This window comes from Haloarcula sp. HT12 (assembly GCF_055271655.1).
The window spans coordinates 421,659-434,373 of sequence record NZ_JBUXKW010000002.1; the positions used below are offsets into that span (position 1 = coordinate 421,659).

General features: G+C 65.9%; 13 protein-coding genes. 10 read left to right on the forward strand and 3 right to left on the reverse strand.

The annotated features are described in order from the left end of the window. Positions 1-177: 177 nt before the first annotated feature. Positions 178-894 carry a helix-turn-helix domain-containing protein gene (locus ACY9XZ_RS07345; RefSeq protein ID WP_463456393.1) on the forward strand — a complete coding sequence of 239 codons (717 nt, stop codon included), beginning with the start codon at positions 178-180 and terminating at the stop codon, positions 892-894. Here ACY9XZ_RS07345 and ACY9XZ_RS07350 read toward each other — a convergent pair. Continuing rightward, positions 891-1,727, reverse strand: a complete 837-nt coding sequence (locus ACY9XZ_RS07350) for a proline dehydrogenase family protein (protein WP_463456394.1) — start codon at positions 1,725-1,727, stop codon at positions 891-893. The genes ACY9XZ_RS07345 and ACY9XZ_RS07350 overlap by 4 nt on opposite strands. 478 nt (positions 1,728-2,205) lie before the next feature. Here ACY9XZ_RS07350 and ACY9XZ_RS07355 point away from each other — a divergent pair, with 478 nt between their 5' ends. The 8 genes from ACY9XZ_RS07355 to ACY9XZ_RS07390 all read left to right on the forward strand — a co-directional run bounded on the left by ACY9XZ_RS07355 (position 2,206) and on the right by ACY9XZ_RS07390 (position 8,801). Beyond that, the gene (locus ACY9XZ_RS07355; RefSeq protein WP_463456395.1) at positions 2,206-3,510 is read left to right on the forward strand and encodes an ABC transporter substrate-binding protein; all 1,305 of its coding nucleotides are present in this window, start codon (positions 2,206-2,208) and stop codon (positions 3,508-3,510) included. A 29-nt stretch (positions 3,511-3,539) separates the two neighbouring features. Further along, a complete protein-coding gene (locus ACY9XZ_RS07360; protein WP_463456396.1) occupies positions 3,540-4,457 on the forward strand; it encodes a branched-chain amino acid ABC transporter permease in 918 nt (305 codons plus the stop codon). Next, positions 4,454-5,563, forward strand: coding sequence for a branched-chain amino acid ABC transporter permease (locus ACY9XZ_RS07365; RefSeq protein ID WP_463456397.1), 1,110 nt, complete (start codon positions 4,454-4,456; stop codon positions 5,561-5,563). The genes ACY9XZ_RS07360 and ACY9XZ_RS07365 overlap by 4 nt, the downstream gene beginning before the upstream one ends. Next, positions 5,556-6,368: an ABC transporter ATP-binding protein gene (locus tag ACY9XZ_RS07370; protein ID WP_463456398.1), complete on the forward strand. Its 813-nt coding sequence runs from the start codon at positions 5,556-5,558 to the stop codon at positions 6,366-6,368. Before ACY9XZ_RS07365 ends, ACY9XZ_RS07370 begins: the two co-directional genes overlap by 8 nt. Further along, entirely contained in the window at positions 6,365-7,087 is a 723-nt protein-coding gene (locus ACY9XZ_RS07375) for an ABC transporter ATP-binding protein (protein WP_463456399.1), read from the forward strand. The genes ACY9XZ_RS07370 and ACY9XZ_RS07375 overlap by 4 nt, the downstream gene beginning before the upstream one ends. A 103-nt stretch (positions 7,088-7,190) precedes the next feature. Continuing rightward, on the forward strand, positions 7,191-8,072 hold the full coding sequence (locus ACY9XZ_RS07380; RefSeq protein WP_463456400.1) for a DMT family transporter: 882 nt from the start codon (positions 7,191-7,193) through the stop codon (positions 8,070-8,072). Positions 8,073-8,118: 46 nt separating this feature from the next. Then, positions 8,119-8,529: an SCP2 sterol-binding domain-containing protein gene (locus ACY9XZ_RS07385; protein WP_463456401.1), complete on the forward strand. Its 411-nt coding sequence runs from the start codon at positions 8,119-8,121 to the stop codon at positions 8,527-8,529. A gap of 38 nt (positions 8,530-8,567) precedes the next feature. Next, positions 8,568-8,801, forward strand: coding sequence for a DUF7470 family protein (locus tag ACY9XZ_RS07390; protein ID WP_463456402.1), 234 nt, complete (start codon positions 8,568-8,570; stop codon positions 8,799-8,801). 13 nt (positions 8,802-8,814) lie between these two features. Here ACY9XZ_RS07390 and ACY9XZ_RS07395 read toward each other — a convergent pair whose 3' ends face one another. Together ACY9XZ_RS07395 and ACY9XZ_RS07400 are read right to left on the reverse strand one after the other, a co-directional pair. Then, complete coding sequence (locus ACY9XZ_RS07395; RefSeq protein ID WP_463456403.1) at positions 8,815-9,849, reverse strand: sensor histidine kinase; 1,035 nt, start codon at positions 9,847-9,849, stop codon at positions 8,815-8,817. 124 nt (positions 9,850-9,973) lie between these two features. Continuing rightward, entirely contained in the window at positions 9,974-11,950 is a 1,977-nt protein-coding gene (locus ACY9XZ_RS07400) for a DUF460 domain-containing protein (protein WP_463456404.1), read from the reverse strand. Between the two features lie 164 nt (positions 11,951-12,114). Between ACY9XZ_RS07400 and ACY9XZ_RS07405 the strand changes: the two genes are divergently transcribed. Next, a complete protein-coding gene (locus ACY9XZ_RS07405; RefSeq protein WP_463456405.1) occupies positions 12,115-12,675 on the forward strand; it encodes a sugar O-acetyltransferase in 561 nt (186 codons plus the stop codon). The last annotated feature ends 40 nt before the right edge of the window (positions 12,676-12,715 follow it).

Sequence of the window (12,715 nt, forward strand, 5' to 3'; positions counted from 1 at the left end):
CACCAATATGTTCCACCGTCCATGGTCAGGGGGGTCGGCTGCTGTTCACCATGGCCTGATGTGCCATCGAAAATCGGCATTGCCTACCATGGTCGGTGTTCCCCTTATGAACCGCACCTTTATTTGCGTCCATATCGTGACTACCTTTAGCACCCCTTCATACGGAGGGCGCTCAGTATGAGTGAAGCACAATTAGAAGACGGCGGACTCCAACTGACGCTGAGCATCTGGCACCCCGACTGCTGGACGCTCGAAGTCACCGACAAGACGGCGGCCGGTCTGTTGGCTCACGGCGTGTACAACACACAGAACGGCAGCGTGAAAGGCCTGTTTACGGCCTATGCCGACAGCATTAGCGATGTCGAGGACCTCATCGACGCGACCCGTGACTCGTCGCTGACCGATTCGGTCCTGGAACTGCGCGAGCGCCACGGCGCCACCGGGACAGGCTCTTCACCGGGGAACACGACCCGTGAGCTGTTCGTCGAGTACGACCCGGACAACACCATCAGCGACAGCCTCCTCTCGCGTGGCTTCATCCACAACGATCCGGTTCGCGTCCGTCACGGGCGCGAGCACTGGCCCGTGTTCTTCCCGGACTCCCGCGACGAAGCCGAGTCGCTTCTCGAAGAGATCCGCGAGGAGCAGTCGGCCGATATCGAGGTCACCCGGATAACGTCCGCCGGCGGCGGCAACCCGAAACAGCTCCGGCGCATGGACCGGCTCTCGGACAGCCAGCGCGAGGCGTTCGAGCTCGCTCGACAGGAGGACTACTACGCGTGGCCGCGGGGCATCTCGACGCGCGAACTCGCGTCGGAGCTCGGCGTTTCGAAGACGACGCTACTGGAACATCTCCGGAAGGCCGAGGCGAAACTGCTCGATCCGGACTCCTAGCTCAGGACGGCCCGAACGGCAAACAGCGCGTTCTCTTTGCGCTCGCGGACACGTCGGTAGAAGTAGGAGAACCACTTGTCGCCGTAGGGGATGTACTGCCACATGGGGACGCCTTCCGCGGCGAGTTCGCGTTGGGCGTCGTCGCGGACGCCCATCAGCATCTGTACCTCGTAGTCAGTGCCGTACTCGTCGTGTAACTCCTTCGCGTAGTCTATCATCGCCGGATCGTGGCTGCCGACGGCGACGCCGCCTTCGAACTCCTCGAACATCAGTTCGAGACAGTCCCGGTAGGCTTCGTTGACGCGCTCTTTCTTCTTGTAGGAGACCTCTTTGGGCTCGGAGTAGGCCCCCTTGACGAGTCGGACCTTGCCGGGGAGGGGCGCGAGCCGCTCGAGGTCCTCCGGCGTGCGCTTGAGGTTCGCCTGCGTACAGACGCCGACGCCCCCCTCGTGTTCCGTAACGAGTCGCTCGTACGCGTCGAGGGTCACGTCGGTCGTGGTGTAGTCCTCCATGTCGACCCAGACGAAGACGCCGTGCTCGTCGCCCGCCGCGACGATCCGTTCGAGGTTCTCGACGAACACGTCGTCGCCCACGTCGAGGCCGATCTGGGAGGGCTTGACCGAGATACAGCAGTCGAGGCCGCTTCTGTCGATCTCTCTGACTAGCTCGATGTACTGATCGGCGTCCTCGTCGGCGGGCTGGCGCTCGTCGTAGTGTTCGCCTAACAGATTCAAGATGCCCTTGACATCGTCGTCGTTGAGCGAAGCGACGTGGTCGAGCGCCCCCGGCGCTGTCTCCCCGGCGACGAAGTTGTTCGCTATCGGCGGAATCATTATCGAATCTACGCCACCATATCAGCCTAAACGCACCCCCTACCAAAAAAACCGCCCTGAGTCAGTTGAAATCAAGTGGGGGTGAAGCTCCCGAGCCTATCGTCGTCGCCTCGGGAACTCGTGTGCTTGCCGTGCCCGAGACGGTCGGACGGGTCACTTCGGCACGTGCGCCGATGGTGTGGCCGCCATCGGGGCGACGGGTCGCCGTCAGAACGACGGGGCCTGTCAACCGCGCACACGTACCCGTTCCACAAAAGGGAGCAGTCGACGGAGCAATCGGGTACGATGCGCGTCGGTTCCTACTCGTACGTGGGTCCGGTGAACTACCGGCAGTTCGTGGCTGTAGGGATACGCTGTGCGGGAAACGCGTTTCAGAAGTATTAATTCTCGGCTTCCCGTATCCCGGCCAGAACGTGGCACCTACCATGGACGGGGACACGGTTATACAGGGACTTACGAAAAAGGCTATCAGAATACCATGAACGACCATGACACGCGTTCGATTGACAGGCGAACCGTAATCAAAGCCGCTGCCAGCGCCGGACTCGTCGGCCTCGCCGGCTGTTCTGGCGGTGCTCCTGAAGACAGTGACGGGGGCGACGGTGACGATGGGGACGGTGGTGACGGCGGATCGACGGAGGCCTCGACGGATTCGGGCTCCGAAACCTACACCATCGGGATGGTGGACAGCCTTTCCGGCTCGCTTTCCGCGTTCGGGCAGCGGAACCAGCGCGGCAAGGAGATCGCGCTCGACGACGTCAACGCCGTCGGCGTCAGCGGCGGCGAACTGGAGATCTCACAGCAGGACGACCAGAGCACGAGTCAGGGCGGGGTCAGCGCGGCCCAGACCCTGGTCAACCAGGAGGAGGTCCCGCTGCTCATCGGGACCGTCGGCAGCGGTGTCAGCACGGCTATCCACGAGAGCGTTGTCCAGAACACGGACGTCGTCCAGATCAGCCAGAACAGCACCAGCCCGAACCTGACGAACTTCCCGGACCTGCTCCGGATGCCGCCGGCCGGCAAGGCACAGGCGGAGGCGATCTCCACGCTTCTCGAAGAAGACGGCCACGAGTCCGCCGCGCTGGCCTGGATTAACAACGATTACGGGCAGTCCGTCGGCGAGGCCTTCCTCGATTCCTTCGACGGGGAAATCGTCTACAACGAACCCCACGACCAGGGCCAGTCCTCCTACAGCAGCACCATCTCCTCGATGTCAAACACCGACGCCGACGCGTGGGTGTTCATCACCTACCAGCCGGAGTTCGCGACGATGTCCCAGGAGGCGTTCGACCTGGGTGTCACCGACCAGGCCGCCTGGTACGGTGGCGACAGCGTCAAAGGCCCGAAAGTCCTCGAATCGGCCCCCGAGGGCAGTCTCGACGGGATGAAAGCCGTGGTCCCGAGTGTTCCACAGGACGCCGAGAACTACCAGGCGTTCGTCTCGGAGTTCGAGGACCGCTTCGGCGAGGAACCCACGTCGTGGTCGGCGTACGCCTACGACGCAGTGGTGGTCAGCGCGCTCGCCATCGAGGCCGCGGACGAGTTCACTGGCTCGGCGCTCATGGAGGTCGTCCGGGACGTGACTCGGCCCGAAGGCGAGGAAGCGACCACCTACGAGGAGGCACACGAGATTCTGGCGAACGGTGGCTCGCCGTCCGACGTGGACTACACTGGGGTGAGCGGCCCCATCGACCTCGACGAGAACGGTGATCCGGTTGGGTTGCTACAGGTGTTCGAAGTCGTGGACCACGCGTACGAATCCGGCGGCTTCATCGAGGGCTAAGGCGGCCGCTACCCTTCCCATTTTCACCAATGGCGCAGATATTACAGTACCTGGCAAACGGGCTCGTTTTCAGTAGTATCATCATCCTCGGGAGTATCGGGCTCTCGCTGGTCTACAGCATCGCCGATTTCGCGAACTTCGCACACGGCGATACGATGACCCTGGGTGCCTACGGGGCGTTCGTCGCGTTCGGCGTGTTGGGCGGTCTCGGTGGCACCGTTCTCGGTCTCCCGATCGGGTTCTTCCTGTCCCTGGCAGTCGGAATGGCGATTGCGGCCGTCGTCGCTGTGCTGACCCACATCTTCGTGTACAAGCCCCTCGATACGGACTCGATCGGGCTACTCATCACGAGTATCGGCGTGGCGTTCGTCTACCGCGCGGTGTTACAGGGAACCTTCGGCACGGACTTCCTCCAGTACGACATCCGCCGTAGCGGACCGATTCCGGTGTTGCGGGAGTCCCTCGGCGTCGCCGTGACACAGCGCGACGTCGCGATCATCGTCAGCGCGACGGTGCTCGTGGTCGCCCTCCACCTGCTGCTCCAGCGGACGACGCTGGGGCGGAAGATGCGCGCGACGGCCGACAACCCCGACCTCGCACGCGTGAGCGGCATCCGAACCGACCGCGTCATTCTCGTGATGTGGGTAGTCGGTAGCGCCCTGGCCGCCGCTGGCGGCGTCTTCCTTGCGCTGTATAGCCAGCTCGACCCGCGCATCGGTTTCGAAATCCTGCTGGTCGTGTTCGCCGCGGTTATCCTCGGCGGCATCGGCTCGGTGTACGGCGCGATGCTCGGTGGGCTCCTCATCGGGATGCTCCACGAACTGACGCCGTTGCTCAGCGATGTCGGCCTTCCGATCGGAACCGCCTACGCCCCGGCTGTCGCCTTCGTCATCATGGTCGCGGTCCTGCTTGTCAGGCCCCGCGGCATCGCGGGTGATATGACATGAGTGCACTCGATGTCGGGACGTACTCGCCCCGGGAGAAGGGTGTCGCGGGACTGCTGGGCGTGCTCGCCGCGCTCCTGCTCGTGGCGGTCATCACCGGCTTCCTCGCCCCGGCGTACCTACTGTATCTCGTCGGGCTGTCGGCGATGTACATGCTCCTCTCGATGGGGCTGAACGTCCAGTGGGGGTACGGCGGCATGATCAACTTCAGCGTCGCGGCCTTCTTCGGCCTCGGCGCGTACGGGACCGCGCTGCTGACGGCGTCCGGCTCGCCGATCTCCGGCGGCGTCAGTCCCGTCGTCGCGCTGTTTGGCGGCCTCGCCCTCGCCGCAGTGCTCGCGGTCATCATCGGCTATCCGACGCTGAAACTCCGCGACGACTACCTCGCAATCGCGTCGCTCGGGCTCGCAGAGGTCGTGCGTATCTTCATCCTCAACGAATCACAGTGGACGGCAGGCAGCGCCGGACTGACCGGCATCCCGTTGTTTTTCTCCGACTGGCCCGTGCTCGGCGACCTGACCTACCCGTACGTCTTCTACGCGGGCGGGACGCCGCTGTTCAACGTGAGCCAGTCGGTCGTCACCAGCGCGCTGAACGTCGTGCTCGTCACGGTAATCGTCGCAGCTGTCTACCTGTTCCTCCGTCGCATCCACCAGTCGCCGTGGGGGCGCGTCCTGCGGACGATCCGGACCGACGAGGACCTCGCGGAGACGCTTGGCAAGAACACGTTCGCGTTCAAGATGCAGGCTTTCGTCATTGGGAGCCTCATCATGGCCCTCGCGGGCGTGTTCTACTCCCATCTCGTGTTGTTCGTCAGCCCGCAGGACCTCCAGCCGATCACGACGTTCTACGTCTGGGTCGCCGTCATCCTCGGGGGCACCGGCAGCGACCGCGGCGCGATGCTGGGCGGGTTCACCATCGTCGCCATCCAGCAGGGGACGCGCTTCATGACCGACACCGGCGCGTTGCCAATCGGTGCCGCACCGCTGCGGCTCATGCTGGTCGGGCTGCTGATCATCTTTATTGTCAGGCTGCGCCCGGAGGGAATCCTCCCGCCGGAGCGCGAACTCATCTGGCCCGACTCGCTGGGCGGTGGTCGCGATGAGTGAGCAGTCGCTCGTCTCCGACGGCCCCGTCCTCGGGAAGGACGACCCCGTCCTCCGCGCGGAGGGGCTTGAGAAGCGCTTCGGCGGCCTCGTGGCGACGGACGACGCGTCCATCGAGGTCGAACGCGGCACGATAACTGGCCTCATCGGTCCCAACGGGGCCGGCAAGTCGACGCTGTTCAACCTCGTTTCGGGCTTCTACGAGCCCGACGGCGGCTCCGTCGCGGTCAACGGCGTCGACGTGACCGGGCAGAAGCCGCACCAGATCGCCGACCAGGGGATGATCCGGACGTTCCAGACGCCGCGCAAGCCGGAGGGGATGACCGTCCGGGAGGCGCTGCTGGTGGGACCACACGACCAGACCGGCGAGTCGATCATTCCGCTGTTCACCTCGCCTGACACCGTCGAGCAGGAGGAACGGCGCTCGCTGGAACAGGCCCAGGAGATGCTCGAACGGTTCGAAATCGGCGACCTGGCCACCCAGCCCGCGACGGATCTCTCCGGCGGGCAGATGAAACTGGTCGAACTGGCCCGCGGGATGATGGCCGAGCCCGACCTGCTCCTGCTGGACGAGCCCGTCGCTGGCGTCAACCCCGTGTTGGCCGACAAACTGGCCGGGTTCATCGAGGAACTCAACGAGGAGGGGATCACCTTCCTCATCATCGAACACGACATGAACTTCATCATGCGGCTGGCCGACCCGATCATCGTCCTCAATCAGGGGAGTGTCCTCGTCGAGGGGCCGCCCGAGGCGGTCCGGAGCGACGAGCGCGTCATCGACGCCTACCTGGGAGGGCCGTCGGAATGACCGACCCGATCCTCACCGTCGACGGCGTCGACAGCGGCTACGGCGAGGTGCAGGTGCTTGAGGACCTCTCGCTGACGCTCGGCGAGGGCGAGATCGCCTGTCTCGTCGGCCCGAACGGGGCCGGCAAGTCCACCGTTCTCAAAACGGTGTTCGGCATGCTGGCACCCTGGACCGGCTCGATCCGCCTTGGCGACCGCGAGATCGGTGGGATGGCCCCCGAGGACATCGTCCGAATCGGCGTCGGCTACGTCCCACAGACCGAGAACGTCTTTGGCTCGCTGACCATCGATGAGAACCTCCGGATGGGCGGGGTCGCCCGCGATGGCGGCCTCGACGAGGTCGTCGCCGAACTGTACGACCGGTTCCCCATCCTCGACGACAAGCGAACCGCGAACGCGAAGACGCTCTCGGGCGGCCAGCGGCAGGTGCTGGCGTTCGCCCGCGCGCTCGTGATGGAGCCCGACGTGTTGCTCATCGACGAGCCAAGCGCTGGGCTCGCACCGAACACCGCGAAAGAGGTGTTCGACGACGTGGAGACGGTCAACGAACTCGGCACGTCGATCCTCATGGTCGAGCAGAACGCCCGCGAGGGGCTGGGCATCTCCGACCGCGGGTTCGTCCTCGACCAGGGGACGGTCAAGTTCGAGGGCGAGGCCGACTCGCTGCTCGACGACCCCGAGGTGTCCCGGCTGTATCTTGGCGGCGAATCGCGGCGCTGATACCGCCGCCGTTCCAGTTCCGAATCAACTGTATGCTATCGATGAGTACTGTGCTATCTCTCTACTGCGGAGCAGCCGCGACTGACAGACCACGATGAGTCGGATGGACCGAACATTCGGCGTGATCGCGCCGCTCCTGGCCGCGGCCCTTTGGGGTGGCATGTACGTCGTGAGCAAGTGGGGGTTCGGGGCGATTCCGCCCGTCACGCTGGGGTTTCTCCGCGTCGCCATCGGGGCGGTGTTGCTGGGTGCCGTCGTCAAATCCACGGTGGCCACTCGCTCTCCGACCCGGAGCGACTGGCGCGGGTTCGTCGGCCTCGGCGCGCTGGTGACTGCGACCATCGTCACGCAGTTCGTCGGAACCGATCTGACGACCGCCAGCCAGGGATCGCTGCTCACCGTCGCAACGCCGGTCGCCGCGCTCCTGTTGGCCGCCGTCGTCGTCGACGAGCGGCTCACCCGCGCGAAGGCCGGCGCTGTCGCCCTCGCCACCGTCGGCACGGTGCTCGTCGTCGCAGACAGCGGGCTCGACGGGAGCCTCGACCCCGTTGGCGTGCTCGCCCTGCTGGGTGCGAGCGTGACGTGGGCCGCCTACACTGTCTGGGGGAAGCCCCTCGTGTCGCGGTTCTCCGCGCTGGAGACCGCCACCTACGCCACCGTCGCGGCGACGCCGATGCTCGCCTTGCTTTCGGCTGGTGAACTGTGGTTCCTCGGCCGCTCGGTCGGGTCACTGCCGACGGACCCCGCGGTGTTCGGCGCGGTCGCGTATCTCGGCGTGTTCGCCACCGCGGCGGCGTGGTACCTCTGGTACAAGGGCCTGGAGTACGTCGACGCCGGCACCGTCTCGGTGCTGTTCGTCGCCCAGCCGCTGGTCGGGACCGCGCTCGGCGCGGCCCTGCTCGGCGAGCGGGTCGGCCCCTGGTTCCTGGTCGGGGGCGGTCTGTTGCTCGCCGCTGTCGTGATCGTCGGCCGGGCGCGGGCGTAATATCGGAGGACAACACAGAAAAGCCCCCCTCGCATATCGCCTGCCAATGACGGTGATGCTCCCGACCGAGGCCGATGACTGGGCCGCTGCGTGGCGCGACCGGATCAACGAGCGGGCCGCGTTCGCTGACAGCGCCGACGGCTTCACCGCCGTGTTCTGTTTCGAAATCCGCGCCGACGACGCCTACACCGGCGAGCCGATACAGTTCTCGGTCGTCATCGAGGACGGCGTCTGTACCGCCGCCGGGACGACCGCGGACCCCGAGTACGACTTCGCGTTCCGCGGCCCCTACAGCGAGTGGGTCACGATGTTGCAGGGCGATCTGGACATCTCCGCCGCCGCGATGGACGGAACCTTCGACGTCGAGGGCGACACGATGCGGCTGCTTCGCCGGCAGGACACCATCGCCGAGATGGTCGCGGCGGCACAGAACGTCGACACCGGGTTCGAGCACTGACCGACGGGCTTTTGTCCGCCCGCTGGACCAACACGGGTATGCTCGATAAACTCGGTGCGGTTGGCATCGGCGGCATCGTCGTGTTGCTCGCCGGCATCGGTCTGGTCGCGTGGCAGGCACCCATCGTCGCCGCCGGCATCGCCCTGGTCGTCGGCGGCCTCGGGCTGGTCGTCTACGGCCTCGTCACGAGCTTGCTCGGCGCGTTCGGACTCGGCGGCGGTGGCATGGGCGGCATGGGCGGTGGCGGTATGGGCGGCGGCGGAATGCCCTGACGACCGGCCACAACTAACAGGCGGTGTCCGCGTCGACGTCGAACTCGAACCGCGCGCCGCCCTCGTCGCTTTCTGTGACGCGTACCGTCCAGCCGTGGGCCTCGGCGATTGTCCTGACGATGTAGAGCCCGAATCCGGTCCCCCCGGTCGCCCGCGACGCGCCCGGTTCGAACACCCACTCGCGGTCCTCGGCGTCGATACCCCGGCCGTCGTCCTCGATTGCGAACCCCTCTGGCGTCGCTTCGACGCGAACCGTCAGCTGTGGTCGGTCGCCGCCTTCACTCCCTTCGCCGGCTACAGGACCGTGTGTCACGGCATTTGCGAAGACGTTCTCGAACAGGCGCAACAGCCGGTTCTCGTCGCCCTGGACCAGTATCGACGGCGACTGCTCAAGCGTCGCTGCGTCTGTCTCGACGTGGCTCCACGCGGTCGCTGCCACGTCGGCGATATCGACCGTCGTTTTCTTGGTCGCCAGCGTCCCCTCCTTGGTCGCGGTCCGCAAGTCGTCGATAATCGCCTCCAGCCGTTGTAGTCCGTCTCTGGCGCTCTCGATGTGCTCGGGCGACATCTCCCGGGCGGCCAGTTCGAGGTGGCCGCTCGTGACGGCAAGGGGCGTTCGGAGATCGTGTGCCAGGAGGTCGGCGAACTCCGTCAGCCGCTCGTTCTGTCGCTGGAGATGCCACGCCTGTTCGCGGCGCTCGGTCACGTCGCGGCCGGTGCCGCTGAACCCCAGCACTGTGCCGTCGTCGTCAGTGAGGAGCCGGCCGCTGAGTTCGAACGTCACCGGGCCCTCTGTCGTCTCGGCCCGCGCCTCGACCGCAGTCTGGCCGGACTCGAACACCTCGGCGATAGCCGCCTCGACGGACGGCCGGTCGGCCTCAACGAAGAACTCTGTCGGGGCCATCCCAGATAACTCCGCGTCCGTCAGGGCAAACAGGGCATTCAGTCGCGCGTTCCAGTAGGCGAGCCGTCCGTCCGCGTCGTAGACGTAGAAAACGTCGTCAAGCGTGTCCAGCGCCACTTCTAACATACGACACTGGGCGTCCATGCATGTGATACGATCCCGGACAGCATAATCGTTCAGATACGATCAATTACTGCGGGACAGCGCGTCACTCGGTCGCGGAATCGAACAGGCGCGTTCCCCCGACTACCGAGGACTCAGGTGATGGTCAGTTCTCGCTCGTCGGCCGGTCGGCACGGTGTTCGCTGATGATCTGGTCGACCATCTCGGCGTTCTGTTCCTTCCGGCGGTCGGCGGCCCGCCCCTCCCAGTCTTCGATTGCGGCCTCGATCTCGCTCTCGCGGGCGACGGCCAGTTCGTCAACCTCCTGGACGGAGACCATCTCCGCTGGCGCGACGGGGATGTCGTTGTCGAACAGCACCTGGTCAGCCACGTCCGAGAGGTTGCCGTTCCGGAGGACGATCTCGGGATCGATGTCGGCCAACTGCTGGGCGGTCGACCGGCCCGCGCCGGAGGCGTCCCGGAACATGACGATATCGTCCTCGACGAGGCCGAACCGCTCGTCGGCGTCGGCGATGGCGTCTCTGGTGAACTGCTCGACAACCTTGACCGGGGTCAGCCCCGCCTGTTTCTCCGAGACGTCGGCGAAGTTCGAGTGATCGAGCTTCCACAGCGCCTTCAGCCGGTCGAGCTTGTCGGCCAGCGCCTCGCGTTTCTCCTCCTCTTCCTCGACCTTCCGCTCTAAGGCCTCGTTGCGCCGCTGGAGCCGCGTCACCTCGCGGTCTTTCCTGACTTCGCGCCGGCCCTCGCTGCGGGCCTTCTCCAGCTGCTTGTCCTTCTCGGCGAGCTGGTCGTCCTTGCGCTTGATCGTCTCTTTGAGGTCGTCGACGTGTGATTCGAGCCGCTCGATGCGGGCGTTCAGCCGCTTGATCTCCTTCTCGTCGTCGGTGAGTTCGCGGGGCTCGTGCGCCGTGGCCTCCTCGGCCTCGCCGTCGTCGTCTTCGAGGTCCCGAAGCACCGTCTCGACGCTCTCCTCGCCGGCGACGACGCGGTCGACGACCGGCCCCACGTCGTGCTGTGGCGGCACCTTGCTCGCGACGCGCTCGAACTGGTCGGCGTGGTGGTCGAAGGCGTAGAGCGCGGCAGCCATCGCGTCGCGCTCGTGGTCGTTGTCGTAGGCCTCCTCGCGGGTCCGGTGTTTCTTCTCGTCGACGGGCAGGTCCGTGTCGGGCTCCCAGCCGGCGGCGCTAAAGGACCGCCGGAGTTTCTCGACGGTTTCGGGCATCGGCGTCACGTCGGCGGCGACGACGACGGGCCGCCCGCGCTCGATGATCCACTCCGTCGTCGCGGCGGCGTCGTCGGTCCGCGAGGAGTACACGTCCAGCACGGTCCCGTCGAGGGAGACGATGGCGACCGCCGTCGTCGTTCCGGGGTCGACGCCGACGACGACGTGATCGCGCCGTTTCGCCAGCGGTCTGAACTCGATACCGTCCCGTCGCTGGCGCTCGATCTCGACGCGCGTGTCGCCCGACCGAGCTCTCGATACGGGGATGTCCTGTGGCCGGGCCGACACCTGAAACACGGCGTTGGAGAAGCCGCCGTACTTCTCGGTCACGTCTCGCTCGTACTCCAGGCCGGCGGCGTCGAGTTCGGATTCGATCTCGCGCGCTCGCTTCTTCACCGCGCCGTGGATGCGCCGCGTGTAGCGGTCCTCGGACCAGCCACCCTTGCCGGTCGAGCGGCCACGCGAGACCTTCACCTCCGTCGTGTCGGTGAACGCCGACACCTCCTGGCCCACGTTTGCGGCGGCCAATCTGGCCGCGGCCTCCGCCTCTTCCATCGGGTCCTTGCCGTAGGGGACGCCGTGGCGCTTGGCGACCCGCGAGAGCGGTTCCGGCCGCTCGTCACCGGTCACCTGCACCAGTTTCGTCTCGTCGGGGAGCGACCCGAGGACGTGAATCAGAGCGTCCTTGTCCTCGGCGAGTTCGTACATGTTGTCCGTCGCGACGATGGCCGGCTCATCGTTCTCGATACGCCGACGGAGCTTCCGCCGCGAGACCACGTCTCGCTCGACTGATTCCCCGTCGAAGACCACCAGCGCGTACGACGGCGCGTCGCCGCGCACGTCGCCGCTCTGGATGTCGACCCCGAAGACGACCGCGTCGAGCGCTGCCGTGCGGTTCACGAACCATGGTAGGCGACGGTCGACTATAAATCCGTTCCGGGCCGGGACCGCTTCCCGGAACCGATTCAGACAGCCGACCGTAACGTCTCTTAGCCGGGCAGGTAAACCACAGGACATGATTACACAGCAGTCCTGCGCTGACTGCACATCGGAGGCAGATCGGCATGCCCTCTGAAAAGGAGAAGATGCTCGCGGGCGAGCGTTACGACGCGAGCGACCCGGACCTCGTGGCCGCCCGCGAGCGTGCGAACGAACTCACCCGGGAGTACAACCGAACCGAGCCGTCGGAAACCGACACCAGACAGACACTCATCGAGGAACTGTTCGGGTCCGTCGGTGCGGACTGCCACGTCGAACCCCCGTTCCGGTGTGACTACGGCGACAACATCCACGTCGGCGATAGCTTCTACGCGAACTTCGACTGCGTCGTACTGGACGTCTGCCGGGTGGATATCGGCGACGGCTGCCTGCTCGGCCCGGGCGTCCACATTTACACCGCGACGCACCCGCTGGACCCGGCGGAACGACGTAGCGGCGTCGAGTACGGGAAGCCCGTGACTGTCGGCGACAACGTCTGGATCGGCGGGCAGGCAGTCATCAATCCGGGCGTCACCATCGGCGACGACGCCGTCATCGGGTCCGGCGCGGTCGTCACCGACGACGTTCCCGCCGGCGTCGTCGCCCAGGGGAACCCCGCCGCTGTCGTGCGGGAAATCGATGAATGACGGGCTAGTATCCTCGTCACAGCTGACCGGACGGTGTGCC

What these genes read in the sequence shown, in the direction of transcription:
- ACY9XZ_RS07345 (WP_463456393.1), top strand. Translation starts at nt 178, where the DNA reads ATGAGTGAAGCACAATTAGAAGACGGCGGACTCCAACTGACGCTGAGC.
- ACY9XZ_RS07350 (WP_463456394.1), bottom strand. Translation starts at nt 1,727, where the DNA reads ATGATTCCGCCGATAGCGAACAACTTCGTCGCCGGGGAGACAGCGCCG.
- ACY9XZ_RS07355 (WP_463456395.1), top strand. Translation starts at nt 2,206, where the DNA reads ATGAACGACCATGACACGCGTTCGATTGACAGGCGAACCGTAATCAAA.
- ACY9XZ_RS07360 (WP_463456396.1), top strand. Translation starts at nt 3,540, where the DNA reads ATGGCGCAGATATTACAGTACCTGGCAAACGGGCTCGTTTTCAGTAGT.
- ACY9XZ_RS07365 (WP_463456397.1), top strand. Translation starts at nt 4,454, where the DNA reads ATGAGTGCACTCGATGTCGGGACGTACTCGCCCCGGGAGAAGGGTGTC.
- ACY9XZ_RS07370 (WP_463456398.1), top strand. Translation starts at nt 5,556, where the DNA reads ATGAGTGAGCAGTCGCTCGTCTCCGACGGCCCCGTCCTCGGGAAGGAC.
- ACY9XZ_RS07375 (WP_463456399.1), top strand. Translation starts at nt 6,365, where the DNA reads ATGACCGACCCGATCCTCACCGTCGACGGCGTCGACAGCGGCTACGGC.
- ACY9XZ_RS07380 (WP_463456400.1), top strand. Translation starts at nt 7,191, where the DNA reads ATGGACCGAACATTCGGCGTGATCGCGCCGCTCCTGGCCGCGGCCCTT.
- ACY9XZ_RS07385 (WP_463456401.1), top strand. Translation starts at nt 8,119, where the DNA reads ATGACGGTGATGCTCCCGACCGAGGCCGATGACTGGGCCGCTGCGTGG.
- ACY9XZ_RS07390 (WP_463456402.1), top strand. Translation starts at nt 8,568, where the DNA reads ATGCTCGATAAACTCGGTGCGGTTGGCATCGGCGGCATCGTCGTGTTG.
- ACY9XZ_RS07395 (WP_463456403.1), bottom strand. Translation starts at nt 9,849, where the DNA reads ATGGACGCCCAGTGTCGTATGTTAGAAGTGGCGCTGGACACGCTTGAC.
- ACY9XZ_RS07405 (WP_463456405.1), top strand. Translation starts at nt 12,115, where the DNA reads ATGCCCTCTGAAAAGGAGAAGATGCTCGCGGGCGAGCGTTACGACGCG.